Consider the following 26,959-nt stretch of genomic DNA (forward strand, 5'->3'; position numbering starts at 1 on the left):
TCGCCGTTTCGTGCGGTTTAGTGATCCTGCTTATGAACCAGCGGATCGATTTCTTTCTTGGCTTCCTCGGTCACGTTGTAGCGCGTATACGCATGGTCCAACACTTCATTGGCATAGAGCCGGCCCGTCGGAGCCGGGACGGAAATCGCAGCCTCCACGGTCCCCTTCGGGCTCACCGTCACGGTCTGCTCGGTTGTCGTGCGAACGTAGGGATGCCAGACCACCAGCTTATAGGTACCGGGCGGCACATCGGTCAGGGTAAACCGGCCCTGCTCGTCCGTCTTGGCAAAGTACGGATTCGTAATGGCCAAGCCCCAACTTTCCATATAGGCGTGGAACCCGCATTGCATCACGAAAATGCGGCGGTTCTTGCTGAGATTGACCAACTGCTTCATCGGCGGCCCCGCCATATGTTTGTGATACATCCCAGCTTCGGTGCGATCCTTAAAATTGCGAGGATGTTGCGAATTCATCGGCAGGGGCACATTGAAGAGGACACGCGCGCCTAAATTCGAGGTTTCATAGGCCTGAATGTCGTGCATGACCGGGTCCATGTTGACGACGGTCACTGACTGATCGTCCCGCACGACGGTGGTGAACGGCAGAAACAGACAGTCTCGCGCCTCGATCTGCGGCACTGTCTTTTCCTCGAACGGTTTGCCCTTCTCAATTCCTTCCAGATAGACCACCACATCGCGGAACTCGCCGTCGGACCCGACCTGGAACGGCTGGAGAATCCGCCAGCCTTGTCCGTCCGAAATACGCCCACAATAGAAGGGGTCGGGCAGCGTCGTCAGGTTGTAGCCTTTCGGCTTGGGAACTGCGCCATCGAGCTTCACGGTCCCCGTGATGGTCCCGCCATCGGAGACCGTGGCTTCTTCATAGGCCAACGCCGGACTGCCCACCGCCAGCGCCAATATTCCCGCAATCAGTTGTGTTTTGATCGTCATTACTCTCCGGCCTCCTTCGTCAGATTGAGGTTAAGGTGAAAACTGAAGTCCCTTGATCTCCAGTATACAGGGATCGCCCCCCTTATCTCAGCCTCCCCCATCCCTTTCAAAACACAAGTGGGGGAGCCGCATAGTTCTGGCAGCTCCCCCACGAGGTGTTACACCATGTCCGCTCCGCTTACTTCATTGCGGTCGGAATGGCTTTCACTGCGGGCTCCGCTTCCGCCTGCTTGGCGCCCATACCGGCTGCGCCGAGCGGTTGGATCCGTGAATCGCCAGTCGGCAAGACACGGAGGTAGCCCCACTGTCCGGACTGCGTGTACGGCAGCCGCGCGTTGGACCAGACGAAGTCACCCACCTGACGATACGGTCCGCCCGCACCGCCACGGATAAACACGTCCAGCACTTCCGACCCGGCATACTCTACAACGCTGATCATGTCGGCACCCGGCATATACGGCTCGATGGGCCACTCATGGCCTTCGACGCCGAACATTCCGTTCTGCTCGCTGTTCGCACCGATGACATGGATGCGAATCGCGTCGCCCGCATGCGCCTCGATCAGAGGCGTGACGGGATCCTCGGGCTTATCCACCGCACAGGGCTGGAAAATCTTCCCGAGCGAGCAGCCTTGCTCTTCACGGAACTTGTACGGTTCGGCGCGGTAGTTCACCGACGTCAAACCGGCGACGTTCTGCACATAGGGCATGAACGCGGTTCCGATGATGTTGTCTTCATCCTGGAAGAACAGAGCGACATCGCGATAGTTCCGCCTGCCTGCATTCTCAGACAAGCTGGTATCGACGATGACGTCCGCACGCCAGCTATTCTTCTCCGAGACATCGGCGCCGGTGACCGGATCGCGGTACTGCGATCCCTTCGGACCGACGACAATGGCACCGTACAATCCGTTACGCGGATTGACGACGATGTTCCCACCATCCCACACCAGCGACGTCGTTTCCTTGTTCGCCGGATGCGCATAGTAGGTGTAGCCCCGGCTTTCGCCCGGACCGATGGTCTGCTCGCCGCTGTTGTTGCCGACGTTCAGCCCCTGGCTGTCTCTCGGATCGAAGGCCAATCCCGGCGCAAAGAACGACGCCCGGCTTGCCTTCATCTTGTTCTTCAGATTCACCTTGATGCAATCACCAAGGTTGACGCGCAGCGTCAGCGGATTCGGGGTGACCCCGCTGGCGACCGTCGTGGCTTCGGATTCGAGCGCGAAGATCTTGCCTTCCGGCATGGTCATTTCAATCTTCCGCTCGAAGTCCACCTCAATCGCATCCGGTGCCTTCGGATGGAGCTTCATCGGGCGATCCAACGCCACGACATTGAAGTTCTTCACCGGAGCATCAGCCGGACAGACCGAGCTGGGAGTGGCTGGAATCCCGAGGGGATTGGTCCCCCTGGGAAGCGGCTTCAGATCCGCGGTTTCCTTATCCAGCACGCGCACGATGCCCCATCCGCCTTCGGCGAAGTGTGACGTTCTGCCGTTGAAGTGGATGTAGTCACCGGGCATGCCTTGGAATCCGCCCGCCTTGGTCACGAGGTCATACCGCTCGGCGATCCCGACGTGAATCGAGTTCTTCCGGTTGGCATCCGCCGCATACCGTTCCGTGAGGAAGGTGTGGCCGGCGATCGTCCAGACGTGCGATTCGTTCATCAGCTGGTGCAACAGGCGGAACACCATGGTGTCGCCCGTGTACGCCCGCAGGAGCGGTGTACCCGGATCCCCATGGATCGCGCTGCTGAACAGCTTCGACGTATCGGGATTGTTCGAGAGACGTTGTGCAAACGGAGCCGCGCGGAAATTGAAACCGCTGCCGGTCGTATGCGTCCCGCCGTTGATGTACTTGTTCGGTGCGTTCATGATCTTATCGGGCATCTGGAACGACACCGTCTTGCCTGCTTCCAACGCCACTTCGATCGGCTGTCCCGGAGGATTGCCGGCTTCGATGACGTTGACCGTGTGGGGCACCGTGTCGTGGATGGAGACCATCAACTCACGGAAGCTGCCGCTCACACCGGCACCGATCGGCTCATTGCTATGGATGTCCGCCACCGGACCGCTCCACACCAGCTTGCCGTTCTTCGGATCGTGATAGGTGGACCCGAACGGCTCCACGATCGTCACGCCGAACCCGCCATGTGGCCAGGTCGTTGCGCCGAACGCGTGGTCATGCCAGAACACGGTCCCCATATCCACGTCCACCCACCACCGATACCGCACGAACTCCGGCGACACGAGGTCGTTCGCCGGGTGGTTGTTCTTCAACGGCTTGAAGAAGGTCACCTGATCGCCCTTGATCTCCTTGATCCGGGCGACTTCGGAGCAGCTCTTATCCCGCGGCAGTGACGCCGTCGGATCGTTGCCCTTCTCTAAGCAATCCATGCCCACCATGACTTCCGTGTTCACATGGAAGGCCGTGGCGCCAGGGGCCAGCTGAATCTTGATGGAGCTGGCTCCGGCTTTGGCTCCGCCGATGATCTTGGCGACCATCGGAGCGGGCAATCCGTGCTTCGTCTTCTTCCCCCACATCGTGAAGGGGCGCACGGACATTTCATACTCCATCCCGGAGATGACTCCGTCCGAGTTCCCTGTATCGAACTGGAAGAAGTGGGGATGGATGTTGATCTTCGACGACTGGAAATTCGTGTAGTCGTCATCGTCCCACTCGCTGGTGAGGACCAAGTCCACGCAGTCATACACGTTGGCGCGAATGACCGCCGGAAGCTTGAGATCGTCGTTGGCTCTGGTCAACCGCTCTTCTTCGTGGAGCAGATAGATCAGACCGTCTTTATCCACCATGGCCGGCTCTTTCCCCTGCTTCTTGGCCAGGGTGATCGGCATGCGGACAAAGTGAATGTTATAGAACTTCCGGTTCGCATTGACCGGGCAGAGACTCCAACGTCCCTGCTCGCCGGGCTGGGCCGGCTCGGAAGTCCGCTCACCGTTGGCATCCTGGTGGATCGGCTCCAGCCAGGGGGCGCCACTATGGTTCGCAGAGAAGGGCACGCGCTTGCCGAAGTGCGGTTTGAACAGCGGCCAGGCCATCTTGCCCGTGGTCGGGTCAAAGAGAATAGCCGGTCTGGTGCTGTCATCCCACTTGGCGGCCCATGGATACTTGGGGTTCGCCGCAGTGCTCTCGCGCTCGCCCCGAGCGATGTTGCCATCCCACTTCCAGTCCCACACCGTCGAGTCATAGGCCATGATCTGGCCCTTCTCGTCATTGGTGTGGCCTGGTTGACCCTGAGCCGGCACGAACATTTCGACCCAATCCTTGACGTTCACGATCACCGGATCGGACTTCCAGTTCGTCTTCTGGCTCTTGTCGACAATCTTGAAGGTCTTGCCGAACCAGTCGAGGGTCGAACCGATCAATTTGTCCGACGAGACACCCTGCCGCATGCGGCCCTGACGATCAGGCAACTCACGCATATCCGGCATCGTGTCGGTATGCGCCGCACCAACTTGGAGGGTGTTGTAGAACCGGCCGTACCCCCACATGCCCGCGACGTAGTGATGCGCCACATGGCAGTGATAGAGGAATTCGCCAGCCAAATGCTGACAGCCGCCGCCGCCGCACTCCGGCTCCAGGTCGAGCGCTTCGGACGGACCGACGACTTCCACGTCCACCCGATCGGATTTGGTCCGAACGACCGGATACTTCACCGGACCGTCCTGACCTTTATACCAATGCTCTTCCTGATCGGAACGCGGGCTGCGCTGCCAGCGGATCGTTCCGCTATGGGGATGGTGGGAGTGGAACACTTCCGATCCACCGTGCACCAACCGCCACTTGACCGGGTCACCCAGGTAACCGCGAGCCACCGTGGTGGGAGGATCGCCGAAGGTGTACGCACTGTACGCCATCGACTCGTCCTCGAACCCGAAATACTCATGCTGCAAATGCATCTGATCGATGCCGAACGGCTCGCTGCGATAGTTGATCGCGCGGCCACCCGGACGATAGGCGTCTGTCAACGGATCGCGCTGCGGCAAGAAGTCACCCTTCTTGTTCAGCGGACGGAACGCTTCGTCGCCGATTTCGTGATAGAAGAGCACGAATTCGCGGAAGTCCGGTCCCGAGCCGTTATCGATCATGACCTGCCATCCGCCATTCGTGTCGGGCGCCGCGCCCGTACCGAGCGGATCGAGGTACTTAGAACCCTTCGGTTCGACGATGAAGGCGCCGAACAGGCCCAACACCGTCAACTCGCGGTCATGGCTCCATGAATGGAACTGCCGCACACCTTCCTGCATGCCGGGGTTGATATACCATTCGAAGTCCTGCGTCTTACCCGGTGAGACGACCGTATCAGGATTCGTGGTGGTCGCAGGCTTTCCGGTGGCGCTCACAATCATGCTGGAAGCCTGAATGACTAAGCTGCCATCCTCGCCTTCCATCTGATTCCGCAGCGTCATCTTGACGCAATCGCCCTGGTTGGCGCGGAGCACCAACGGCTGAATCGCATCGCCCTGATTTCCGGTCGTCACTGCGCCCGGATCAAAACCGTCCTTCTCGCGAGCGGCTTTGTTCTTAGACTCTTCGGCCCGGACTTTGTCGATGTCGCCCGTGTGGACGTACATGTACCCTGGATAGAAGTCGAGCCAGCGATTCAAGCTGATCTCGATGTTGATCATCGAGACGTCGTACTTCTTGACCGGAGCATTGGCCGGACACTTCCCGCCGGACGCGATGACCGGCTCGCCCTTGCCGGAATCCGTCATGAGTAGGAAGCTGCTGCCGTCCTGCCCCATGTACTGGTGCATCATCGACATCTCGTTGAACGCACCGGAGGTCGGGGTTGCCTGCGCGTCTTTCTTCGCCTGGTCCCCCAGCTTCTCCATCAAGCGATGGTGCTGCATCTCCATCTTCTCTGCATTGCCGGCACGACCCTCCATGGCGTTTTCCACCACGGTCTGGCCTTTGAGCTGTTGCGTCCAACCCGGCATCGCGACCGGAGTCGCGTGACCGTCATGCGACGGTTCGCCAGGTCCTGCGGCAAACAGCCATGGTGTTGCCACCAGGCTGCCTGTCAGCAACACGCTGTGCAGCATCAACGACAGGCGGCTACGCCGCCGTTGACGCTGAGATTGAAGTTGAAAAACCCTCATACACGGCCTCCCCCTGTTATGACCGCCCCTACCATGGGCGGACGGTTAAAACACACCGACAACGAATGCCCTTCGTCCGTGTTCCGCGTACCTTTTTTCAAAAAGCACCGGCCTCCGACTCTACCCGGCCTCTCCACTGGAGGAATTTAGAGCTGGTGAAGGATCCTTCTTACGAAGGAATGGGTCATTCGGAGGCCGGTCCAAAATTACCCAGACCTTCACCAGCGAGACTTTCTATCCGCAAGCGCTATGCCTAACTCGATACACTTTCAGCATATTTTCGATTTTCCAGTCCTGGAGCGGCTCCGCTGCCCTTCATTCATTCCTCAGCACAGGACCCTCGAATGGCGTGATTCCACAGCCATAGACAGTCCCCTACGTCTCTAACTTTTGAATCCTGTATTTTCATGTAGTTGCACTGTCTAGCCGTCTAGACAGTGCAGATTGATTGGTTGGGGCAAATAAGGGCACGGAAGGATTATTGGAGGCCGTACTCTCGCAACTTATTGTAGAGACCAGCTCGGCTGATCTTGAGTAGCTTGGCTGCCCGGAGTCGATTGCCACCGGTCTTTCTCAAGGCTTCGACGATGCGCGTCCGTTCTGTGAGACTGACTGCATCCCGGACGACCATTCTCAGCCCTTCCTCCGGTGCCTTCGATCTCAATGCCACGATATCTCCGCAGGCCAGCTCCGGGCCCGTTGTCGTGACAACGGCCCGCTCAATGTAATGCTGCAGCTCACGAACATTCCCCGGCCACGCAACCTCACTGAGCGCCTGCATGACATCGGGCGAAACCGTTCTCGGCGCCTGCCGATGCCGTTTACAAGACGCCACGACAAAATGATCGACAAGCAAGGCAATGTCGTCTCGCCGCTCTCGAAGCGGGGGCAGAAACAGCGGCAGAACGGCCAGACGGTAATAGAGATCCTGCCGAAATGCCTTGGCCTTCACCAACTCACTCAAATCCTTGTTGGTGGCCGACACTACACGCACCTCAACTTTGATCGGCTGGTTTCCTCCCACCCGCTTGACCTCTCCTTCCTGCAACACCCGCAACAGTTTGGCCTGGAAGGTCGGCGTCGTATCGGCGATTTCATCCAGGAAGATCGTCCCGCCGTCGGCCTCTTCGAATAAACCCCGCTTGTTGGCCGTCGCACCGGTAAACGATCCCTTCATATGGCCGAACAACTCACTCTCCAACAACGTCTCCGGAAGCGATCCGCAATCGACCACTACGAACGGCTTATCCCGCCGATCACTGAGGCGATGAATCGTTTTGGCGACCAATTCCTTACCTGTACCGCTTTCGCCCTGGATCAGGACCGTGGCCTGACTCTCTGCGACTAGGACAATCATGTCGAACAGCTGCTGCATGGCCGCGCTGCGACCGATGAGATCGCCCAAATGCTCTCGTACCGTCAGAGCGGGAAGATCGTTTGAGACCGGCAATGCCGTGCGAAGGGTCGTCTGAGAAAGGGGGTTAAACAACACCAGCATGGACGTGACCTGCCCGTCACCGGCGGCCAACGGAAATGCTTGGCGCATCCCACAGGCCGTTCCATCGCCTTCCGTCCCGCACGAAATAGACTGGACGTCCGGCGTTTCAAACACTTTTGTCGCCGGGCAGGCGCCGCAGGGATCGGTCCGCTGCGCAAACGCCTGATAGCACTTCGCCTGATGCGCATCCGCGTCACCGGGCTCACGATTCGTCCACGCCGACGAATTCGCATAGACAATATTGAACTCGCGATCCACTACCGCCACGCGATCGGATATCCCACCTGCCAGCTGCCGAATCGCTTCGACCCTCGCGACAAGAATAGGATCACTGAACGATGGAACCGCGCACACCTCTGGCTGAGATCCGGCCATCTCTATACTCCATTTAGATTCTCGAGAACGTTAACACACGATTGCCGTGGCCACGCCACGCTAGAACACCTGCTGACTCCCGGCCCCGAGCAGTTGCTTCACGCAGGACCTCAGCTCTGCCAGATGCACCGGCTTGCTGAAATACCTCGTCGCACCGGCTCGAAACACCTTCGCCTTCACCTGTTCATCGCCGAATGCTGTCATGACGACGATAGGGCAATGCGGGACGATCGCTCTGAGACGATTGATATAGTCGACCCCGCCAGCAGCCAAATGAATCTCCGTCAGAATCAAGTCCGGCACCGCCCGGAGGATCACATGACACGCCTCCTCCCCGTCTCCGGCTTCCCGAAGGACATACCCTTCGCTCCACAAACCGTCACGAAGAAGGCTGCGCATCTCTCCGTCATCGTCCACCACCAGTACAGTCGGCTTACCCTCTCCCACGAGGACACCTTCCTTAACAGTTTTTTGTCACCGCACAGTCGTTCGTCTTGGGGGAAGTCGCAAGGACAATGCCATTGCGCCAACTCGCAGCCACAGACGAATCAGGCTATTTTAGAGGGCATTCGCGACGAACGATTTGCCCGCGATCGCAGGCTGAAGAGAAACACCCCAACATACGTACATTCGGCTGTTGCAAGATGCCCCAACCAAGGCGAGAGGTGACGGCACGCACTATCCGCTTTTCGGCAAGAGAATCGTAAACGTGGTGCCCTGACCTTCCTGGCTTTCAGCGACAATCGAACCGTGATGCTCTTCAATAATCCCTTTCACCACCGTAAGCCCTAACCCCGTTCCCTTGCCAAACTCTTTGGTCGTAAAGAACGGGGTAAACACTTTGGCGATCACCGCCTGAGGAATCCCGTGGCCAGTATCCGCCACAGTGAGCTTGACCATATCGTCAGCCGGGACCATCCCGATACGGAGTTGCCCGCCGTCCGGCATTGCGTGAATGGCATTCATGATGAGATTGATGAGTACCTGATTCATTTGATCAGCATCCGCCTGCACTCTGGGACAGGCCTCATCCAGCTGCATCTCGACCTGCACCCGGCTTTTCACAAGCCGCTCCTGAAACATTTCGACGCTGTTTTCGATGACATCCCGCAAGAACAACGGGCCGCGCTCAGACGGTTTGCGCCGAGCAAAGGCCAGGAGCTGATTCATGACGCGCGTAATGCGTTCCACCTGCGCCACAATCGTTTGCAAACCCCTCTTGACCGTCTCATCCGTCACGCGATCCATCAGGTATTCCGCGCGGCCTAGAATGACATTCATGGGCGTCCCAATCTCATGCGCCATCCCGGAGGCGACCGTTCCGAGCTCCGCGATGCGCTCGGTCTTGCGTAGCCGCTCCTGCAGCCGTTTCCGTTCACTGATATCGCGCAGCATCGCCAAAATCGCCGGCCCCTCTTCGTCGGAAAATCCGGCCGAGCTGACCTCGACATCCATCGGCGTGCCGTCCTGCTTGACGATGCGCTCCTCAACCATCGGAGTCACCTGGCTGCCACCGAGCAGCGCATGGGCCCGCTCGCGCATCGCGTCATGGCATTCCGGATGAAAGAGTTCGAAAGGCGATCTCCCGACGATTTCCTCGGCCTTCACCGCGCCGAACAGTTTCAGCGCCTGATCGTTGGCAAAAATGATCCGATCGGCCCGGACCACAAGGATGCCATAGGGCGACACCGCAACCAGACGCCGATAGCGCTCTTCGCTCTGCCGGATCAGATGCTCCACCCTCTTACGAGCGGTCACATCCTGCGTGGTCCCGACCACACGAGTCACCCGAAAACCCTGTCCGGCTCCGTCGAAAAACGCCTGTGCCCGCACCACCATCCAGCGCACTTCCCCGTCGGGATACTGCATCCGGTACTCCGACGTAAACCGGGCATCCGGCGCGTCCGGCCGATGCGTCGACGTCATCAACTCCTGCAAGGCATGAGCGTCATCGGGATGCACGCAGGCGATCATCGTTCCGAGCGACACGCCGGTCCCACACCGATAGATCGCCTGGGCCCGGGCATCCAGCTGCACCAGACCTGTCGCCACATCATGCTCCCACGCCCCGAGCTGGCCGGCTTCAAGGGCCAGCCGGGATCGTTCTTCGATTCCCCGCAACTGCTCTTCGGCCCGCAGCCGCTCCGCAATGTCTCGGAGAATGACGGTATAGAGCGTCTTACCTTCCACGACGATATGGGAAATCGCCGCTTCGACCGGAAACTCTTCGCCGTTCGCGCGAAGCCCCATCACCTTCCCGAGTTGCCCCATTTTCCGGCTCGTCACGCGAGATCGTCCGAACTCCTCCACATGATGCCGATGGGCATCTCTAAATCGCGCGGGCAGAAACTTGTCTACCGATTGACCAATCGCTTCACGGGCAGGGCACTGAAACATCCGCTCAGCGGCCTCGTTGAATAACAGAACCTGCATCCGTTCATCGCTGGTGATAATGGCGTCCATGGCAGACTGGACAATTCCGTCCAATCGAAGACTGCTGAGCAGGAGTTCTCGGGCGGCTTGGGACTCGCGGTGAATCGCGCCGGTCGCACTGGCTTCCGCCAGCTCACGCGCCGCCACCGCCGCTTTGCGGCCAGCCTCTGCCTGTGCTTGCGCGGCCCGGGCGCCGACGAGCTGACTCTGCACCTGCCTCTGCCGAACAATGATCCAGGTGACCCCCCACATGATCATCAGGCCGAACGCACGATTCATCAACGCCACCGCCGGGTGAATGTCGCGCGGCGAGAAGTACCCACCCAGGGCGGTCAACAGGGTGACCGCCGCGACAAAATTGTAGGCGTCACGATCCCGAAGCGATTGCAGGGTCATCACGAGAGGAATGAAATACAACAGCCAGTCCGCCCATCCCAACGGGGTCAGGAGATCCAGACCAAAGATCGAGAGAGTGAGCAGGAGAATAGCCCCTGCTTTCAGGCGAGTGGAGGTGTCGAGTGGCGGGCTCACGAGGGCCTTGGACCGGCGTGCATGGTGAACGACAGTCTACTCGTGAGTCTTCGCTTCTTCAATCTCACCGAGCTTGCGGTAGAGGGTCTTCCGGTCGATGCCCAACGCCTGCGCAGCCTGGTACTTGTTCCCGCCGGTTTTATCGAGAATCTTCTTGATGTACTCCTGCTCGATCTCATGCAGCGGCAGCATCTTTTCCGCGGCTTCGTCGAGCACCCGCCGGTCCCCGCGAGCGCCCTGCACCGCCAGCGGCAGGTCGTCCGGCGCAATCTTCTCACCGCGATGGAGCGTCACGGCCCGCTCCACCACATTTTCCAGCTCTCGCACATTGCCCGGCCAGCTGTAGTCCATCAACATCGCCAGAGCCGATTCACTGACCCCCTTCACTTCTTTGTGCCGAACCTCCGCACATTTCTTGAGAAAGGCTTCCACTAGGATGGGAATATCCTCCCGGCGATCCCGCAACGGCGGCAACACGACTTCAATGACATTGAGTCGATAGAACAAGTCATCACGAAACCGCTTTGCCTTCACCTCCTCCGCAAGATGCAGATTGGTGGCGGCAATGATGCGGACATCCACCGCGATCGGCTTATTGGCGCCGACTCGGCGGATTTCCTTTTCCTGAATGGCGCGCAGGATTTTCGCCTGGAGCATAATCGGCAACTCGCTGATTTCATCGAGAAAGAGCGTGCCCTTTTGCGCCTCCTCGAACAGCCCGCGCTTGTCCGACTTCGCGTCGGTGAAGGCCCCGCGCATGTGACCGAAGAGCTCGCTTTCCAACAACTGTTCGGGAATCGCGGCGCAGTTCACCGGAACGAACGGCGCATCCTTGCGATCGCTGTTGTAATGAATGGCCTTCGCCACCAGTTCTTTTCCCGTTCCACTCTCCCCGGTGATCAACACATTGGTCGGACTATCCGCGACGCGGCGGATCAGATCGAACACCGCCTGAATCGCTTTGCTCTTTCCGAGAATGTGATGAAAGCTGTATTCCTTGTGCACTTCTTTCCGCAGCCGGCTTACCTCGCGCCGAAGAGCGGATTCCCGCACGGCGCGTTCCACCACACGAATAATCTCCTCCGTCTTCACCGGCTTCGTGAGGTAATCGCTCGCGCCTCGCTTCATCGCTTCCACGGCGGTTTCGACGGACCCGAACGCGGTCATGAGGATGACGCCGATATCGGGATACAGCCGTTTGATCTCGAGCAACAATTCTGTCCCCAACATCCCCTTCATTCTCAAATCGGTGAGCACAACGGCAAAATCTTCTCCGGCCAAGAGCTTCAGCGCCTCCTGCCCGCTTCCCGCCGTCGCAATCTGATGGCCGCGATCCTTGAGTACATCAAAGACCAACTCGCGCATCTCGGCATCATCATCGACGACCAGCACTGCGCCCCATTCTTCCGTCATGCTCGACTCCTTCTTGTCGTCATCACTGAGACAGCCTAATCCTGCCGTCGCGTTCGCTTCAAGCCACAAATGCCCCCAAAGGCCACACTGCAACCGCTCCCCATTGAGGGGAAATGCCACAGTGACACCCTATTTAAAGGGACTAAGACAAACTCAGCTCTGTCTTAAGCAAAGCCGGGACCAATCGAAGCGCATTCAAGAAAGGAGAGATACGCGGACGCCATCGGAGCCGTCAGACCTCGAAGAAATCCACACGGGCTCTATTTGAATTGAGGAAAGTGATTTGGTGGAGGGCAGGGGAGTTGAACCCCCGACCCCTACGTTGCGAACGTAGTGCTCTCCCAACTGAGCTAGCCCCCCACCTGGCGGAACAGAAGACACGAGCCGCGAATCCCGCAGGGTTGGTTGCGCATGAGCGCGCACACTCGATGCTGCGGTAGAAGAACGGGGAGGAAGTATGGCTCGCGTCCCCTTAGCAGCCGGATTATACACAACCAGTCCGCGAGTCTCTACAGGAAGTTCACTTGCGGACGATCATTCAGCAACAAAGGCTATGACGGGCCGATGACGGCTTCCCCGACCGGTTTCCCCTGCTCAATGAATACCCGACGCCCCTCTACGCGCAGCCGGCCTTCGGCGAAAAGCTGCACGGCTCTGGGATAGAGTTTGTGCTCCTGCACCAGAATCCGCGCGGCCAACGTCTCGGGCGAGTCGTCATCCAAGATCGGCACGGCGGCCTGCAAAATAATCGGCCCTTCGTCGACCCCTTCGGTCACAAAATGAACGGTGCAACCCGCCAATTTGCATCCCCACTCAATGGCTTTCTTCTGCACATCCAATCCCGGGAATGACGGCAACAACGACGGATGGATGTTCATCATCCGGTTGGCATAGGCATTCACCAACACGGCTGTGACAATTTTCATGTAGCCGGCCAGCAACACCAACTCCACATCATGTTGCTGCAAGATGGCTAGAAGCGCCCGATCATAGGCTTCACGGCTGTCGGGCTGCCCGGCAAACGGCTTGGGATCGACAAAGAGATCCTTGAGCCCGTGTTTCCTGGCCCGTTCCAGCGCCACGGCATCTTTTTTATTGCTGACGACCGCGACGATGGTCGCCTGAACCAGATTGGCTTCAATGCTATCGATGATGGCTTGGAGGTTGGATCCACGCCCCGATGCGAGGACGGCCACTCGAAGAGGAGCCGTTCTTTTACCCGACATACTCCACCTGTGGATCTGTCTCAGTGCCGGCGACGATTTCACCGATCACATAGCCCTGATCGCCCAACGCCTTCGCCCGCGCAATGACGGCGTCCGCCGATCCGGCGGGGACCACGAGGATCAATCCGATCCCCATGTTAAACACACGATACATCTCATCTCGCTCGACGGAACCCAGCCGGCTGATCAGCGAACAGATCGGCGGCACGACCCAGCGATCCCGGTGGATCCGCGCCCGCACGCCGGCCGGGAAGACGCGCGGCAGATTTTCGGTGATCCCGCCGCCCGTAATGTGCGCGATGCCCTTGATGGGATATTCCTGAATGAGCGCCAGTATCTGCTTGGCATAAATTCTGGTCGGAACCAGCAGGGCTTCGCCGACGGTCGTCGTGAGTTCCGGCACGCGGCTGGTCACGGTAAGCTTGGCCTGCTCGAACAACACCCGCCGCGCCAACGAATAGCCATTGCTGTGCAGCCCGGAAGATGCGAGCCCGATGATGACATCACCCGGCGCAATCGACCGGCCGTCGATAATCTTCGGGCGGTCCACGACGCCCACGGCAAAGCCAGCGAGGTCGTACTCCCCGTTTCCATACATCGACGGCATCTCGGCCGTTTCGCCTCCGATGAGCGCGCACCCGGCCTGGCGGCAGCCCTCGGCAATGCCCTTCAGCACTTCTTGTGCTTTGGGAACAGACAATTTCCCCGTGGCGAAATAGTCGAGGAAGAAGAGCGGTTCAGCGCCGCTGACGGCGATATCGTTCACACACATCGCCACGAGATCGATGCCGATCGTGTCGTGCTGATCCATGAGAAAGGCCACTCTGAGCTTGGTCCCGACGCCATCGGTGCCGGAGACCAGTACCGGATCTTCATACTTCTTGGCCTGGAGGCGGAACAGTCCACCGAAGCCGCCAAGATCGGTCAGCACTTCCGGACGAAAGGTCGACCGGACAAGCGGCTTAATGCGATCGACAAACTCGTCGCCCGCATCGATATCTACACCTGAGTCGCGATAGGTCGTCATAAGAGGGACGCATCTTATACGGAGCGTCTTGCGAGGGTCAACGCAGTAGTTGGAGAGCCCATTCCCCCGCCATATAAACCACGCAAACAGCGGGGACGTCCACGATACGGCGACGGGCCGTTTTTTAGGCAGGCTCTGGCTTATTCCCCAACGAGCTAGACTTCCGGGCGCATCTCCACTTCAAGCAGCTTAATCTTGCGATGGAGATGACTGCGCTCGATCTGAAGATCTTCGGCCGTCCGCGAGATATTCCAATGGTGCTCGCGCAGCTTTCGGCCGATATAGTCCTTCTCGAACGCATTCCTGGCATCGCGCAAGGAATCATAGGATTTCGTCAGCAACGGGCTGTTCCCCTGAGCACTGGCCGCCGCGCTCTGGCTGCTCCCCCGCCCCTGTAGCGACATCGCCGCCTGCGGCGCATCGATCACCGTTCCCGGCACCATGATCATCAGACGCTCAATGAGATTGCGCAATTCGCGAATGTTGCCGGGCCATTCATACTGCTGGAAGACCGTCATCGCCTCGGGTGTCACTTCTTTGATACGCAGCCCCTGCTCCTCGGCATGAATCTTCATGAAATGCCGAACCAGCGCAGGAATGTCTTCGCGGCGTTCCCGCAACGGCGGCACAATGATCGGCACGACGTTCAGGCGGTAATACAGATCTTCACGGAACGTCCCCTTGGCGATTTCTTTTTCCAAATCTTTGTTCGATGCCGCCAGCACCCGCACGTCCACCTTCATCAACTTCCCGCCGCCGACCCTGGTGAACTGCTGTTCTTGGAGTGCGCGCAGCACCTTGGCCTGCGTGTTCAAGCTCATGTCGGCGATCTCATCTAGAAATAACGTCCCGCCGTCGGCCTGTTCGAATTGCCCCCGCTTCATCGAGGTCGCGCCGGTAAACGATCCCTTTTCATGGCCGAACAATTCACTTTCAATCAACGTCTCGGGAATAGCAGCGCAGTTCACCGCCACGAACGGATGCTCGACCCTGGCGGAGTGCGTATGAATTGCGCGCGCCACCAGCTCTTTGCCCGTCCCATTCTCCCCGCCGATCAAGACTCGGCTGTTGGTGGGGCCGGCTGTTTCAATCAGCTGCCGTAGTTGCTGCATGACGGACGATTGGCCGACGAGTTCGAACTTCCGTTGGACCTTCGTCTTGAGCGTCCGGTTTTCCTGTTCCAACCGATATTGATCGAGCGCGTGCTTCACGCGGAGCGTGACATTTTCCAGGGACAGCGGCTTTTCGATGTAGTCGTACGCCCCCAGCTTAATCGCCCTGACCGCTGTCTCGATGGAGCCATGCCCCGACATCATCATGACCTGGGCCGTCGGCACGAATTCTTTCACCCGTTTCAGAGTCTCCAATCCATCCAGCTCCGGCATCCAAATATCCAAGATCATGAGGTCCGGCGGATCCGTCGTATAGATCTTCAAGGCCTCAATGCCGCTGCCGGCGACGGAAACGTCATACCCCTCATCCTCAAGGATGCTCCGCAATGACGTTAAAATAGCGGCTTCGTCGTCGACGATTAAGATCGATGCTGACATGCGTCCCCCGTAATACGTGAATCCCGCTTCACCTGACCGCCCATTCCTCGTGGCTCCTACACCGGCAGATCGAAGGTAAACACCGCGCCCTTCGGTTGATTATTCGACGCCTGAATCTGGCCGTCGTGATCGGTGATGATCCGGCGCACAATCGCCAGCCCCAGCCCCGTCCCGGTTTTCTTCCGCGTAAAATATGGCACAAAGAGCTTCTCTTGATCTTCGAGCGTAATCCCGATGCCTTCGTCGGCCACGCTCACGATCGCGCGCTTGCGTTTGGTGTCATATTTCGTACTGACCCATACACGCCCCGTATGATTCATCGCCTGAATGGCATTATCAAATAAATTCACACAGACCCGCTTGAGCTGTTCACGGTCGAAGTTGAGCACCGGAAGATCTTCATCCAACTCGACGCAGAAGGCGATGTCCTTATGCGCCGCACGGTACAGCGTGAGCACTTCCTCAATCACCTCATTGAGCGACTGCCGGGCCATCTGCGGCGCAGGCAGGCGGGCGAACTTCGAGAACTCGTCCACCATATGCTTCAAGCTGCCCACCTCGGTCACGATCACATTGGTGGCCTCATCAAAAATCTTGTCGAAGTCCGGGGACTTCTCGAAAAACTTCTTCCGCAAGCGCTGCGCGGAGAGTTGGATCGGCGTGAGCGGATTCTTGATCTCGTGCGCCACGCGGCGGGCGACTTCCTGCCAGGCCGCGACTTTCTGCGCCTTGATCAATTCCGTGAGGTCGTCGAAGATCAACACGTACCCGAGGTCTTTATTCGCCTCATCCCGCATACGCGACCCGTTCAGCCTGATTTTCACGGGCTTGCCTTGCACATCCACTTGCCCTTCCAGCGACCAGTCGTCCCGGGCATCGGCTTGCATCCGGTCGTAGACCGCTTGAAACACATCCAGGCCGAATTCTTTAAAGACCTCGTTTGCCGGACGATCCCGGATCCGGTCGGCGGACAACCCGAGAATCCGCTCGCCGGAAGGATTGAATGTCGTGATGATGCCGTTGCGGTCGATCGACAGCAATCCGGCGGCAATCGTCTCCACCACGGTTTCGATATAGGCCCGGCGGCGATCCAGTTCGACGTTCGTTTGCCGCAACGAGCGGTTGGCATCTTCCAACTTGAACTTGCTGCCTTGCAAGTCCCCGGTCATCCGGTTGAAGGACTCGATCAATGTTCCGATTTCATCGGTCGCTTTGGCATCGATCTTCACCGACAGGTCGCCTTGCGCCACCGCCTCGGTCGCTTCGGCCAGGCGCTGAATCGGCACCGTAATACTGCGGGCGACATAAAATCCGAACCAGGTGGCGCTAAAGAGGATCATCACAGTCACGACCGCCACGAAGAGGTAGGCGCCGGCCTTAATTGGATTCTTCATAGCCTTGATCTGCTTATACTCTTCGTATTGCCGCCCGATGCCTTCCATTTTCGTGAGCAGCGATTCCGGCACATAGGCCTCGACGACTACGACGCCGGCCAGTTCACCCCGATTGTTCCCGGCCGCGACCGGCACCCCCGCCCGTACCAACCGGCCGGTCTGCGCCTCCTGCACCGACGTGAACTCCTGCTTCCCGTTGATGACCTGCAACACCAGCTGACTGACCGGAAGGTCCAACACGCCGGCGGGAATGTCCGCATCCAGCGCTTTGGTGAGCGTCTCCATTTTCGATGAAAACACTTCGATCCCCGCCACGCCGTATTCCATCCGCTTGCGGGCCATGGCCGCAATCAGCAGATCGCGCTGTTCGGACATCAGCATATCTTCGCGAAACAACTCCTGCCCGATCGCGCGCGCACTGTTGACGGCCAGCGCAATGTGTCCGGCATGTTGCATGCGGGCAACTTCATACGAATCCTTCATCACCCGATCGATCTGATCGCTGAACCAGACATCGACTGCTTTATTGACCAGCCCGCTCGCCACAATCGCCAGCAGAATCGTCGGGATCAGCGAGAATCCGATAAAGGCCGCGATCAGCTTCGTCCGAAACCCCGATCCGACCAGCCGGTGCCGCCGCTCGAAATAGGCTTTGATCAAGTTGCGCGAGAGCAACAGCGTCAGCACAACGAAGCCGATTAAGTCGAGATTCAACAGCAGCAGCACAAAAGCGTAGCTGGTCGTCGGCAAAAACGAATCGGCTTCGCCCCCGCCGGGCACCGCCATCTGCGAATAGTAGAACGTCAGCGCCAGACTGGGGATCAATAAGATGAGGACGAACCAGACCGGACGGAGCTGGGGCGCCTTGCGCTCGGGTTCGTTGGAACGAGGGGGCTTGCCGGAGGCGGCAGAACCGGAAGACTCGATGCCGGACACGCGACGTTCCGCCAAGCCCGGCCCCGCAGAGGACAATGAACGTGATGGCTGTTCCGAATCCGGCATGGGGACGACTACGCTCCTCGCCTCGTTGTACGAAGCACTGAGCCCACTATAACGGAATTGGCGAGCCGTCTCAAAAGCTCTGAACTGAGCGGATCCGTGGGAAACCGGTGAGTGCTGCCCCGTCGGAGCTATTTGCCGGACGAGAGGGAAACGTACTTCATGCGAAGCGCGTAGAGCATGTCCCGCAAGACCGCCTGCTCTTCCGAGGTGAGATTCCCTTTGGTTTTCTCTTCGAGCACGGAGAGCAAATCGACAATTTCTTTGGCTTGCGGAAGATTGACGGGAACGGCCTGTTGCTGAGGGTCAAGCTTTTCTCCCATCAGCATCAGCGAAGAAGAGCCTAGTGAAATGACGAAGGAAGAGAACGTGACGGGAAACGCCGATGCGTGAGACTCGATATCCGAGTCCGGCGCCACCGTCGGCTTGGAAGATTCGCGTGGACCTGAGGCATTCGCGGCGGTCTCCCCACTTCCACCCCGCCGATCCCGGATGACGAATCCTTCTTCTTCCGCCATAGCTCCCTCATCAACAACTCGGAATTTATGCGCGGTACCCTACCATAGGCTCCCGGAGCTCGCAAGCGACGGACGACCGTTGAAGCCGACATTCCTATCGGTATACAGTGCGGCTCTCAACCGAGGAACGTATGTCCGAGCGCTTTGCAAAATTGATCGATCTTATGGCCACACTCCGGGCTCCGAATGGATGCCCGTGGGACCGCAAACAAACACACGAATCGCTGAAGCCCTACCTCCTTGAAGAAGCCTATGAAGTCCTGGAGACCATCGACCACCGGGATACCGCCAAGCTCAAGGAAGAACTCGGCGATGTCCTGCTTCAAGTCATCTTCCACAGCCAGATTGCGTCCGAATCCGGCACCTTCACCATCGACGACGTCGTCGACCATTTAGCCGCAAAACTGGTGCGGCGGCACCCGCATGTCTTCGGTGCTCCGGACACGGCGACGAAACCGGCTACCGGTGAACAAGTCCTGAGTCAGTGGGAAGAGATCAAGCGGGCCGAACGGCAGGCCGCCGGTGGAACACAATCGGCATTGGATGGAGTGCCTAAAGCGCTCCCGGCGTTGCTCCGAGCCTATCAAGTCCAGGCTCGGGCGTCGCGCGTCGGGTTCGACTGGTCCCACGATGCCACCGGGCTGGCCGATGTCTTCAAGAAGATCGCGGAGGAAATCGGCGAACTACAAGCCGCCCTGGCAGCGGCGGCAGCCGCCCCTTCCGTTTCGCATCAGGACGACGTCGCGGGGGAACTCGGCGATCTGCTCTTTTCACTCGTCAACCTCGCCCGGTTTCTCAAGGTCAACCCTGAAGATGCCCTGCGGCTCTCGACCAATCGCTTTGTCGACCGATTTACCCTGGTGGAATCCCAGGCGGCCGAACAGCAACGCCTGCTGTCCGGCATGACGGCCAGTGAATTGGACGGGCTCTGGGAAAACGCCAAGCGCCGGCTACGCGAATCCGCCGTGCAATCAGACTCAGCGGCCACAGCAAAGGATATCCCTTCATGAGCGACGAGCAGAATCCCTATCAAGAAGGCAAACGCGCCGGCGCCCATCCCCTCGTGGTGGTGTTCGCCATCTTGTTGGGCCTCTGGTTGTTTGTCGCGCTGATCGTGCCCAGCTCACGCAACAAACAAGCGACCGGGACGGAGGGCCCCGCAGGACCCGTTGTGGAAGATCCGGAATCCGCGCCAGTCATTTTCAAAGTCCAGACCAGCATCACAGACATGAACGTCGTCGCGATTGTCGTACCGCCGGAAGCGACCGACAGCCAAGTGGCCGGCCTGTTAAAACAGCTGAAGAGCGAACGGCTGGCCGGCACGCTGAGCGACCATATCCCCGCCACGACACCGGGACACCAGCTCGGCGATCATGCCGTCGCCGACATTTATGTGTTTTCGGATAAGCAATATGCCGGAGTGGAAGCACTCAAGACCTTGGCACTTGGTGCCCATGCACCCGGCACACTCCTGCCGCGGGCGATTCCTTTTGAAGTGACGATGGAGGAAGTGCGCGGCCACTACCGGATCGACTTGAGCGATACCGGCGCGCCGGACAAAGGATCGCTGGGCTATACCGACGAATCCGGCGTCCATTCCAAACGGTATCGCTCTATTTTCTAGTGAAATCCTAAGTGATTTGACTGCTTCGGAACACTGTCTGTCCACAGGCCGCGCAGCCCTGTCAAGAGCCATTCAGGCCTTTGCTGTCCGCCACAAGATCTAGTAGGAGACGGCGCAGACACCCCAATGCCTAAATCTCAGGCAAAAAGCTCATCTGTTGGCAGAACCAGCACATCCAGGCTGATGAATATCGCTATCCACAGGGCTATCCCCAGAATCTGTGTGTGAACGCGACCGCTCGGAAGATCGGAGCCAATCGCCTCTAAAGAAGGGATGATCCGCTATAAGCCGACCCGTTTTCTGACCTCTTCCCGCAACGTCGCCTTTTCCTGCTCAAACACGAGTTCTAGCTTTTGAAACAAATGGACCAGCGGTCCCACGAATGGAGCCAGCATCACATCGCGCCGCTCCAGCAGCATCCCCTCCGCCTCGGCAATTTGCACTTTCCAATCCGCGATCGTCCGCGAAAGGACTTTGCCGATCACCAGTTGCTGTCCGGGAGATCCGGCGACCGGCCCCAACAATCGCTCGCGCAACACATCCAGCTCATCGGGAATCGAGACTTTGACACGAATCCCAACCGGCGTCGCCCAGGCCTGCCGTTGAACGGAGTAGTCATACGAAAATATCGGCTCGCGCGGTTCACGGAACGGCCCGCTCACATCGAAAATCGTCAGCTTGTTATCCATCTCGCAGTTTCCAGTTCAGGTTCGAGGGGGTGCCACCAATCCACCGTACTATAGAGGCTGCCTTCCAACGATGACAAGAGCCTCGAAATCACCCATCACATCCGACACTGTTATCAGCGTAGCCCTGCTCCCCTCCAATGACTATACCCGAATGGGCTAGCCCATTCGCCTATCTTGCGTGGTGTGGAGTGCGGACAATTAACCCTTCGGCGAAATCGCCGGCCTAGTGGAAAATGTCGCCAACAACCAGTAGTTCCTCGCCAAGATCGTCGATCCAGAAACCAGCCTCCACCTCCTTGGGGCGCGATACTACGACGGGAAACTTGGGGCGCTTCTTGTCCGTCGATCCAGGATTATTGCGGGGGCAGCAAGCCTCAACGCTGGGACGTGGGCAATTTCATAATGTTTATGCATATTCGGCGAATAATCCTTATCGGTTTGTGGATCCCTCCGGCAACACGCCGATCGATCTCGTATTCCTCGCCGTCGATGTCGCGAAGCTAGGATTTGCCGTCTATACTGGCGTGGGGATTAGTTCCGCCGTCGTTGATGTGGGCCTGAGTATTGCTGGCGTCGTGAGTCCTGTCGCGGGAACGGGAGAACTTCTCAAAGCAGGGCGCGGAGCGGAACATTCGATTGAAGCGATAACGGGCATTCAAAATGGTGCTGACGCAGTCAGAAGTTCAATTACCATCACAAAAGAAACTATTGAGAAGAAGACTCTCGGGGCAGACGGTGCTCGGAAAATCGAAACCATTGAGCGGGAGAATGGAGCTGCTATATCTCGAACTCAAACGGTGACTAAGGATGGGGAGATCATACATCAACATCAGAACCAAATTGGAAAGCATGGTGGAGAGCGGCAATTTCCTGATGAATGGACAGGAACGAAAACAGTTGGTGAAGGTAAGCAGAAGCCTCCATACGAAAACCATCCACCACAGTTTGGTCCAGATAAAGTTCCTGGTGGACGCTACTGAATGTTCTGGGAGGGGCCATGTTAGACCCAAAGTTAGCCAATTGGATTTGGGAAGTCATTAAAGTTGGCTTACTTGAAGACGACATCGAAAAAGCGAAAGCTATGATTGCTGCCTTGTACGACAGGGGCCTTGAGCTTCCCTCTCAGATCGAAACGATGTTGTTAGAGATCTGGTCTTCTGGTGATGAATCCGCGCTTTGGGATCTTGCCCTTCTTTCAGCGGAGAAAGCTTTCTTTGATGTACGCGAGAGCGTTCTCCTCATAGCACTATTGGTATGCAAGGGTAAGCTGGGCATAAAAACAGCCTTTGGCCTTTTAGGGTTTGTCGGATTCAATCTCAATGAACTTGACCCTTCAATTCGGCATGTGATCGATGTTGTTTGGCTATTGCGTCATGATTCAGAGGCGGGAGTCATGGAGGCTGAAGACGATACTCTTCTCGCAGAGGCACTTGAGAGAGTACTCAATGAGTACAGGACAAAAGACCGATAAGTCTACTTGACCGGCTTCATCTAGAGAGAGCCGCGTTATGTGTGTAGAGCAGTGTTTGGTTCGGTGCGTCGTGGAAGTCGAGCAAAACGGATGAGGCGACTAGTGAGAATTGCACTAAGCACAGGGAATCCCAGGGCTAAAATATATGAGTAGGCTTGAAAGGCAGGACCTAGGATGAGCTGGTACAGGGAAGCACCAATGCCTCTGATCAAAGACAAAGTCCGTCCCATACTCAACGTAAGCTGTGCTGCGATTATGCTCAGTCTGCTCGTAGGATTTGTCCCATCTCTCTGGGCCCAGTCGGCGGGTGATGGGAAAGATGATCCGTTCTATGGCCAGAAGGGGCAGTATGGCGCGACGGATGTCAGCCAGCTCTTGGCTGATTCAACCCAGGCGATCTTTCAACAGGTGCAAGAAAGTGTGGCGCCGTTCACGGGGAATTTGAGTCTGGTGCACACCGATCTGGTGTTGCCCGGAAACGGCGGGTTCGATCTGAAAGTGCAGCATGCCTACAACAGCCGCATTGGGGGGCGGCGGAACACGTCAGCTCCAGGCGTGGTGGCGTACAACGAGCGCAGCATAGCGGGCCTTGGATGGTCGTTCCACTTTGGGCGCGTCCGGAATCCGTTCGGAAGTGGTGAAATGATTGTGCTTATCTGATACGGGTTTCACTGCGCGCCGGAATTATGATCGGGATGGGTTTGCCAAGTGCTTCAGAACCTTCTCCGCGGCAACGGCTCCATCGCGGATACAGTCGGGGATCCCCACGCCGCGATACCCGGCGCCGGTCAGCACGAGTCCCCCGTAACGGCTCAACGCGGCATCCAGCTGCGTCAGACGATCGAGATGCCCCAGCGTGTATTGCGGCATCGCCTTCCACCAGCGATTCACTTCGACATAGGTTGGCTCAGTTGTGATGCCACACAGCGCGGCTAAATCTGCGCGGATCTTGGCGACCATCTGATCGTCGCTCAGCTGAAGGATCTCTTCCCGCCCCACCCCGCCGACGTAGCAACGACTCAATACCTGATCCGCCGGCGCCCGATGAGGCCATTTCAGCGATGTCCAGGTCGCCGCAATCAGATCCCTGGCCTCCGCGCGCGGGACGATAAAGCCAAATCCCTCAACAGCCCCTGCAACGGCGTGAGCTGGAAAGGCCATCGCGACGGTCGCCGTTGACGCATAGGGAATCATCTCCAACAACCCGCCGGCAATCGGCGTTAGTGGACGAAGCAACTCGGCGGACACATAGGCGGGCGTCGCCAAGACTAACGCCTCTGCCGAAAGCGCCGACCCATCATTGAGAATGAGATCGTACATCCAGCGACCCAACTGATGAGACCGCACGCGCAACGCCTCGACCTGGCAGCCCGTGCGCAACTCCACTCCTTGCTGTGCGAGGCGCGCCGTCAAGGCCGTCACCAGATCACCCAGCCCGTTGCGCAAACTGACGAACATAGTGAGCCTGGTTCCTCCGGCCGGAGCCGGCGGTTGCTTCTTCTTGGCAGCCATCATGCCGCGAATGATACTGCCGTATTCCTGCTCGAGTTCGACGAATCGCGGGAACGTGGCTTTCACACTCATCTGGTCCGCATCGCCGGCATAGATCCCGGCCATGAGCGGCTCCAGCACTCGCTCAAAGGCTTGCGATCCGAACCGTCGCCGGAAAAACGAGGCCAGCGATTCGTCTCCTTGTGAGGGGCCGCGCGGCACTACTACGTCCAATCCCATGCGCGCCAATCCGGTCCAACTCAGCAGGCCGCTCCTGAGAAATGGCCCCAGCTGCTTCGGGACAAAGGTAATGAGCCCTTCGGGTAACTCATGCAGCCGCCCACGCGAGAGGACAAACGCTCGCTTCGCGCTTTCGTTGGTATTGATGAGTTGATCGGTCAGACCCAGCTTTCGGCACAACTCCAGCCCGGCCTGTTTTTGCGAAAGGAATGAATCCGGCCCGGCTTCGGTCGTCAAGTCACCGATTCGATGCGTGACAATCTTCCCGCCCCAGGATGGCCCGGCCTCCAGCACAATACAGCGAACGGCATACCCGGCCGCTGCCGCCTGCTCTTGGAGAGAAAACGCCGTGGCCAGCCCAGAGATGCCACCGCCGACAATGACGACTGTGCGAGGAGTGGGCACGGATTACCGTACCCGCGACGATTGGTGGGCATCGATCACCGACACTAAGGTCTCAATCAGTGCCGGAGCGGCATTGAGCATAGGCATCCGTTCCAACTGCATTCCCATGTTCACCGCCGACTGCTTCAATTCAATATCGATATCGAACAACGTTTCCACATGATCGCAAATGAAACCGATCGGCGCCACGAGCACCTGTCGATGGCCTTCGCGATGCAGGGTCTCCAGTGCAGACTCGACTGTCGGGCCCAACCAGGGCTCACTGGATCGGCCCTGACTCTGGTAGGCAAACCGCGTCGGCTGATTCCCTAAGCAGGCCGTGATGGCATCGACCGTGCCTTTGACCTCATCGGGATACGGGTCTTTCATCGCAACAATGCGTTCCGGCAGGCTGTGCGCGGTGAATAAAACCGGAACGTGGTCACGGAGGTCGGCGGGAAACTTCAGCAATCCCTGTCTGACATTCTCAACGATCGCTGCGATCAGTTGCGGGTGCTGGCTCCAGCTTCCCACATAGCTGACCGCACAAGTGCTCTGAAGAGCGGACCGCGCGTCCTCCACCTTTTTACGGTACGCTCCGGTGCTCAGCGACGACTGCTGAGGCGCCATGCACAGCCCGATCACCTGGCCCGGCGCGTCGACGAGTAACTCGGCATAGGTGTCCTTGATGAAGGGATGCCAATGCCGCAACCCGACGTACACTCGATAGCGCGGACCACCCGACTCGTTCAATCGCCGTTCAAGCTTCTTCGCGACTTCTTGCGTAATGCCGACCGCGGGCGACTTCCCGCCCGTGGCACGATAGCGTTCACGAATTTCTTCGACGAGTTCAGGAGGAGTGGGACGCCCGCCGCGGACATCCAGGAGAAAGGGCTCGACGTTGTCGAGGGAATCCGGCCCCCCCATCGCCATGAGCAGAACAGCGACCGGACCTTGTGCATCCGCCATGAGATGACTCTGGATTAGCGTTGGCTGAGTTTGTGGATCATGTCGATTGTCGCCGCCACATGATCGACCGGAGTGGTCGGAAGAATGCCATGACCGAGATTGAAAATGTGGCCCGGCCGATTGCCGGCCCGCCGTAAAATATCTTCGACGCGCCGCTCAATTTCATGGAGCGGCGCAAACAGAACCAGTGGATCGAGATTCCCCTGCACCGCGCGATCGTGTCCGACCATGGACCAGGCTTCATCAAGATGGATGCGCCAATCGATGCCGATCACATCGCCGCCGGCCTCGCGCATCTGCCGAAGAATCGCGGTCGTGCCGGTGCCGAAGTGGATGAGGGGAACGCCCTCGTGCTTGAGCCCGTCGAAAATCAATTGGACATGAGGCTTCACATACTCGGCATAATCCCCCGCCGACAGACAGCCGACCCAGCTGTCGAACAGCTGCACCGCCTGCGCCCCGGCTTGGATCTGCCGTCGCAAATACCCGGTGATGACCCGGGCAAACTTATCCATGAGCTTGTGCCAGCTCGCGGGATCGCTGTACATCATCTGCTTGGTGTGGAGATAGTTCCGCGACCCGCCGCCTTCAATCGCATAACTCGCAAGCGTAAACGGCGCGCCGGCAAATCCGATGAGCGGCACGCGCCCGTTCAATGCGCGACGCGCCTGCCTGATGGCTTCAGCAACGTATTCAAGCTCACTGCCATCCACCACTTTCAATCGTTCTACCGCAGCACGGTCCCGGACCGGATTGTGAATCACCGGACCTTCACCCTCGGCAAACTCCAGGTTCAACCCCATCGGCTCCAACGGCAGGAGAATGTCCGCGAAAATGATGGCGGCATCGAGGGGGAACCGGTCGATCGGCTGCATGGTGACTTGCGCCGCCAGTTCAGGCGTCTTGCACAAATCGAGCATGGAATGCTTGGCCCGCAGTGCGCGATATTCAGACATATATCGACCAGCCTGGCGCATAAACCAGACCGGCGTACAATCAACCGGCTCACGCCGGCACGCTTTGAGGAAACGATCATTCATAAGCAGCGCATTTTAGAG

Annotated in this window: 20 protein-coding genes and 1 tRNA gene; 5 read left to right on the top strand and 16 right to left on the bottom strand. The window is 58.3% G+C overall.

The window, feature by feature from the left end; genetic code table 11:
- Window positions 1–17 precede the first annotated feature (17 nt).
- The 12 genes from NITLEN_RS01095 to NITLEN_RS01150 all read right to left on the bottom strand — a co-directional run bounded on the left by NITLEN_RS01095 (window position 18) and on the right by NITLEN_RS01150 (window position 19,033).
- The gene (locus NITLEN_RS01095; protein WP_121987735.1) at window positions 18–950 is read right to left on the bottom strand and encodes a carboxypeptidase-like regulatory domain-containing protein; all 933 of its coding nucleotides are present in this window, start codon (window positions 948–950) and stop codon (window positions 18–20) included.
- Window positions 951–1,128: 178 nt separating this feature from the next.
- Window positions 1,129–6,069: a cupredoxin domain-containing protein gene (locus tag NITLEN_RS01100; RefSeq protein ID WP_121987736.1), complete on the bottom strand. Its 4,941-nt coding sequence runs from the start codon at window positions 6,067–6,069 to the stop codon at window positions 1,129–1,131.
- 478 nt (window positions 6,070–6,547) lie between these two features.
- Complete coding sequence (locus NITLEN_RS01105) at window positions 6,548–7,942, bottom strand: sigma-54 interaction domain-containing protein (RefSeq protein WP_121987737.1); 1,395 nt, start codon at window positions 7,940–7,942, stop codon at window positions 6,548–6,550.
- A 60-nt stretch (window positions 7,943–8,002) separates the two neighbouring features.
- On the bottom strand, window positions 8,003–8,389 hold the full coding sequence (locus NITLEN_RS01110; RefSeq protein WP_121987738.1) for a response regulator transcription factor: 387 nt from the start codon (window positions 8,387–8,389) through the stop codon (window positions 8,003–8,005).
- A gap of 231 nt (window positions 8,390–8,620) precedes the next feature.
- Window positions 8,621–10,906, bottom strand: coding sequence for a PAS domain S-box protein (locus tag NITLEN_RS01115; RefSeq protein ID WP_121987739.1), 2,286 nt, complete (start codon window positions 10,904–10,906; stop codon window positions 8,621–8,623).
- Window positions 10,907–10,942: 36 nt separating this feature from the next.
- Window positions 10,943–12,319: a sigma-54-dependent transcriptional regulator gene (locus tag NITLEN_RS01120; RefSeq protein ID WP_121987740.1), complete on the bottom strand. Its 1,377-nt coding sequence runs from the start codon at window positions 12,317–12,319 to the stop codon at window positions 10,943–10,945.
- A gap of 284 nt (window positions 12,320–12,603) precedes the next feature.
- Window positions 12,604–12,679 (bottom strand) — tRNA-Ala (locus tag NITLEN_RS01125).
- A 191-nt stretch (window positions 12,680–12,870) separates the two neighbouring features.
- Entirely contained in the window at window positions 12,871–13,545 is a 675-nt protein-coding gene (gene purN / locus NITLEN_RS01130) for a phosphoribosylglycinamide formyltransferase (protein ID WP_121987741.1), read from the bottom strand.
- Window positions 13,535–14,572: a phosphoribosylformylglycinamidine cyclo-ligase gene (purM, locus tag NITLEN_RS01135; protein ID WP_121987742.1), complete on the bottom strand. Its 1,038-nt coding sequence runs from the start codon at window positions 14,570–14,572 to the stop codon at window positions 13,535–13,537. The genes purN and purM overlap by 11 nt, the downstream gene beginning before the upstream one ends.
- A gap of 155 nt (window positions 14,573–14,727) precedes the next feature.
- Complete coding sequence (locus NITLEN_RS01140) at window positions 14,728–16,122, bottom strand: sigma-54-dependent transcriptional regulator (RefSeq protein WP_121987743.1); 1,395 nt, start codon at window positions 16,120–16,122, stop codon at window positions 14,728–14,730.
- Between the two features lie 56 nt (window positions 16,123–16,178).
- The gene (locus tag NITLEN_RS01145) at window positions 16,179–18,518 is read right to left on the bottom strand and encodes a sensor histidine kinase (protein WP_121987744.1); all 2,340 of its coding nucleotides are present in this window, start codon (window positions 18,516–18,518) and stop codon (window positions 16,179–16,181) included.
- 128 nt (window positions 18,519–18,646) lie between these two features.
- Window positions 18,647–19,033, bottom strand: coding sequence for a DUF1844 domain-containing protein (locus NITLEN_RS01150; protein WP_121987745.1), 387 nt, complete (start codon window positions 19,031–19,033; stop codon window positions 18,647–18,649).
- A 131-nt stretch (window positions 19,034–19,164) separates the two neighbouring features.
- Here NITLEN_RS01150 and mazG point away from each other — a divergent pair, with 131 nt between their 5' ends.
- Both mazG and NITLEN_RS01160 read left to right on the top strand, forming a co-directional pair.
- Complete coding sequence (gene mazG, locus NITLEN_RS01155) at window positions 19,165–20,043, top strand: nucleoside triphosphate pyrophosphohydrolase (RefSeq protein WP_121987746.1); 879 nt, start codon at window positions 19,165–19,167, stop codon at window positions 20,041–20,043.
- On the top strand, window positions 20,040–20,657 hold the full coding sequence (locus tag NITLEN_RS01160; RefSeq protein WP_121987747.1) for a hypothetical protein: 618 nt from the start codon (window positions 20,040–20,042) through the stop codon (window positions 20,655–20,657). The genes mazG and NITLEN_RS01160 overlap by 4 nt, the downstream gene beginning before the upstream one ends.
- 281 nt (window positions 20,658–20,938) lie before the next feature.
- Here the strand turns inward: NITLEN_RS01160 and NITLEN_RS01165 are convergent, their stop codons facing one another.
- The gene (locus NITLEN_RS01165; RefSeq protein WP_121987748.1) at window positions 20,939–21,346 is read right to left on the bottom strand and encodes a hypothetical protein; all 408 of its coding nucleotides are present in this window, start codon (window positions 21,344–21,346) and stop codon (window positions 20,939–20,941) included.
- Between the two features lie 335 nt (window positions 21,347–21,681).
- Between NITLEN_RS01165 and NITLEN_RS01170 the strand changes: the two genes are divergently transcribed.
- The 3 genes from NITLEN_RS01170 (at window position 21,682) to NITLEN_RS01180 (ending at window position 23,477) form a co-directional block, all read left to right on the top strand.
- Window positions 21,682–22,326, top strand: coding sequence for an RHS repeat-associated core domain-containing protein (locus tag NITLEN_RS01170; RefSeq protein ID WP_146216056.1), 645 nt, complete (start codon window positions 21,682–21,684; stop codon window positions 22,324–22,326).
- Window positions 22,327–22,343: 17 nt separating this feature from the next.
- On the top strand, window positions 22,344–22,817 hold the full coding sequence (locus NITLEN_RS01175; protein ID WP_121987750.1) for a hypothetical protein: 474 nt from the start codon (window positions 22,344–22,346) through the stop codon (window positions 22,815–22,817).
- Window positions 22,818–23,015: 198 nt separating this feature from the next.
- On the top strand, window positions 23,016–23,477 hold the full coding sequence (locus NITLEN_RS01180) for a DUF6531 domain-containing protein (RefSeq protein ID WP_121987751.1): 462 nt from the start codon (window positions 23,016–23,018) through the stop codon (window positions 23,475–23,477).
- Window positions 23,478–23,501: 24 nt separating this feature from the next.
- Here the strand turns inward: NITLEN_RS01180 and hemG are convergent, their stop codons facing one another.
- The 3 genes from hemG to hemE are packed head-to-tail and all read right to left on the bottom strand — an operon-like array spanning window position 23,502 to window position 26,941.
- Window positions 23,502–24,953 (bottom strand): protoporphyrinogen oxidase, encoded by a 1,452-nt coding sequence (gene hemG / locus NITLEN_RS01185; protein ID WP_121987752.1) that lies wholly within the window; start codon window positions 24,951–24,953, stop codon window positions 23,502–23,504.
- Window positions 24,954–24,956: 3 nt separating this feature from the next.
- Window positions 24,957–25,901, bottom strand: a complete 945-nt coding sequence (gene hemH, locus NITLEN_RS01190; protein WP_121987753.1) for a ferrochelatase — start codon at window positions 25,899–25,901, stop codon at window positions 24,957–24,959.
- Between the two features lie 14 nt (window positions 25,902–25,915).
- Complete coding sequence (hemE, locus tag NITLEN_RS01195) at window positions 25,916–26,941, bottom strand: uroporphyrinogen decarboxylase (RefSeq protein WP_121987754.1); 1,026 nt, start codon at window positions 26,939–26,941, stop codon at window positions 25,916–25,918.
- Window positions 26,942–26,959: the final 18 nt, after the last annotated feature.

Origin of the sequence: Nitrospira lenta (genome assembly GCF_900403705.1) — a bacterium.
Lineage (GTDB): Bacteria > Nitrospirota > Nitrospiria > Nitrospirales > Nitrospiraceae > Nitrospira_D > Nitrospira_D lenta.

Excerpts from the sequence above, each read along its gene's own strand:
- NITLEN_RS01095 (WP_121987735.1), bottom strand. The coding sequence starts at position 950 with ATGACGATCAAAACACAACTGATTGCGGGAATATTGGCGCTGGCGGTG.
- NITLEN_RS01100 (WP_121987736.1), bottom strand. The coding sequence starts at position 6,069 with ATGAGGGTTTTTCAACTTCAATCTCAGCGTCAACGGCGGCGTAGCCGC.
- NITLEN_RS01105 (WP_121987737.1), bottom strand. The coding sequence starts at position 7,942 with ATGGCCGGATCTCAGCCAGAGGTGTGCGCGGTTCCATCGTTCAGTGAT.
- NITLEN_RS01120 (WP_121987740.1), bottom strand. The coding sequence starts at position 12,319 with ATGACGGAAGAATGGGGCGCAGTGCTGGTCGTCGATGATGATGCCGAG.
- purN (WP_121987741.1), bottom strand. The coding sequence starts at position 13,545 with ATGTCGGGTAAAAGAACGGCTCCTCTTCGAGTGGCCGTCCTCGCATCG.
- purM (WP_121987742.1), bottom strand. The coding sequence starts at position 14,572 with ATGACGACCTATCGCGACTCAGGTGTAGATATCGATGCGGGCGACGAG.
- NITLEN_RS01140 (WP_121987743.1), bottom strand. The coding sequence starts at position 16,122 with ATGTCAGCATCGATCTTAATCGTCGACGACGAAGCCGCTATTTTAACG.
- NITLEN_RS01145 (WP_121987744.1), bottom strand. The coding sequence starts at position 18,518 with ATGCCGGATTCGGAACAGCCATCACGTTCATTGTCCTCTGCGGGGCCG.
- NITLEN_RS01150 (WP_121987745.1), bottom strand. The coding sequence starts at position 19,033 with ATGGCGGAAGAAGAAGGATTCGTCATCCGGGATCGGCGGGGTGGAAGT.
- mazG (WP_121987746.1), top strand. The coding sequence starts at position 19,165 with ATGTCCGAGCGCTTTGCAAAATTGATCGATCTTATGGCCACACTCCGG.
- NITLEN_RS01160 (WP_121987747.1), top strand. The coding sequence starts at position 20,040 with ATGAGCGACGAGCAGAATCCCTATCAAGAAGGCAAACGCGCCGGCGCC.
- NITLEN_RS01165 (WP_121987748.1), bottom strand. The coding sequence starts at position 21,346 with ATGGATAACAAGCTGACGATTTTCGATGTGAGCGGGCCGTTCCGTGAA.
- NITLEN_RS01175 (WP_121987750.1), top strand. The coding sequence starts at position 22,344 with ATGTTAGACCCAAAGTTAGCCAATTGGATTTGGGAAGTCATTAAAGTT.
- NITLEN_RS01180 (WP_121987751.1), top strand. The coding sequence starts at position 23,016 with ATGCCTCTGATCAAAGACAAAGTCCGTCCCATACTCAACGTAAGCTGT.
- hemH (WP_121987753.1), bottom strand. The coding sequence starts at position 25,901 with ATGGCGGATGCACAAGGTCCGGTCGCTGTTCTGCTCATGGCGATGGGG.
- hemE (WP_121987754.1), bottom strand. The coding sequence starts at position 26,941 with ATGAATGATCGTTTCCTCAAAGCGTGCCGGCGTGAGCCGGTTGATTGT.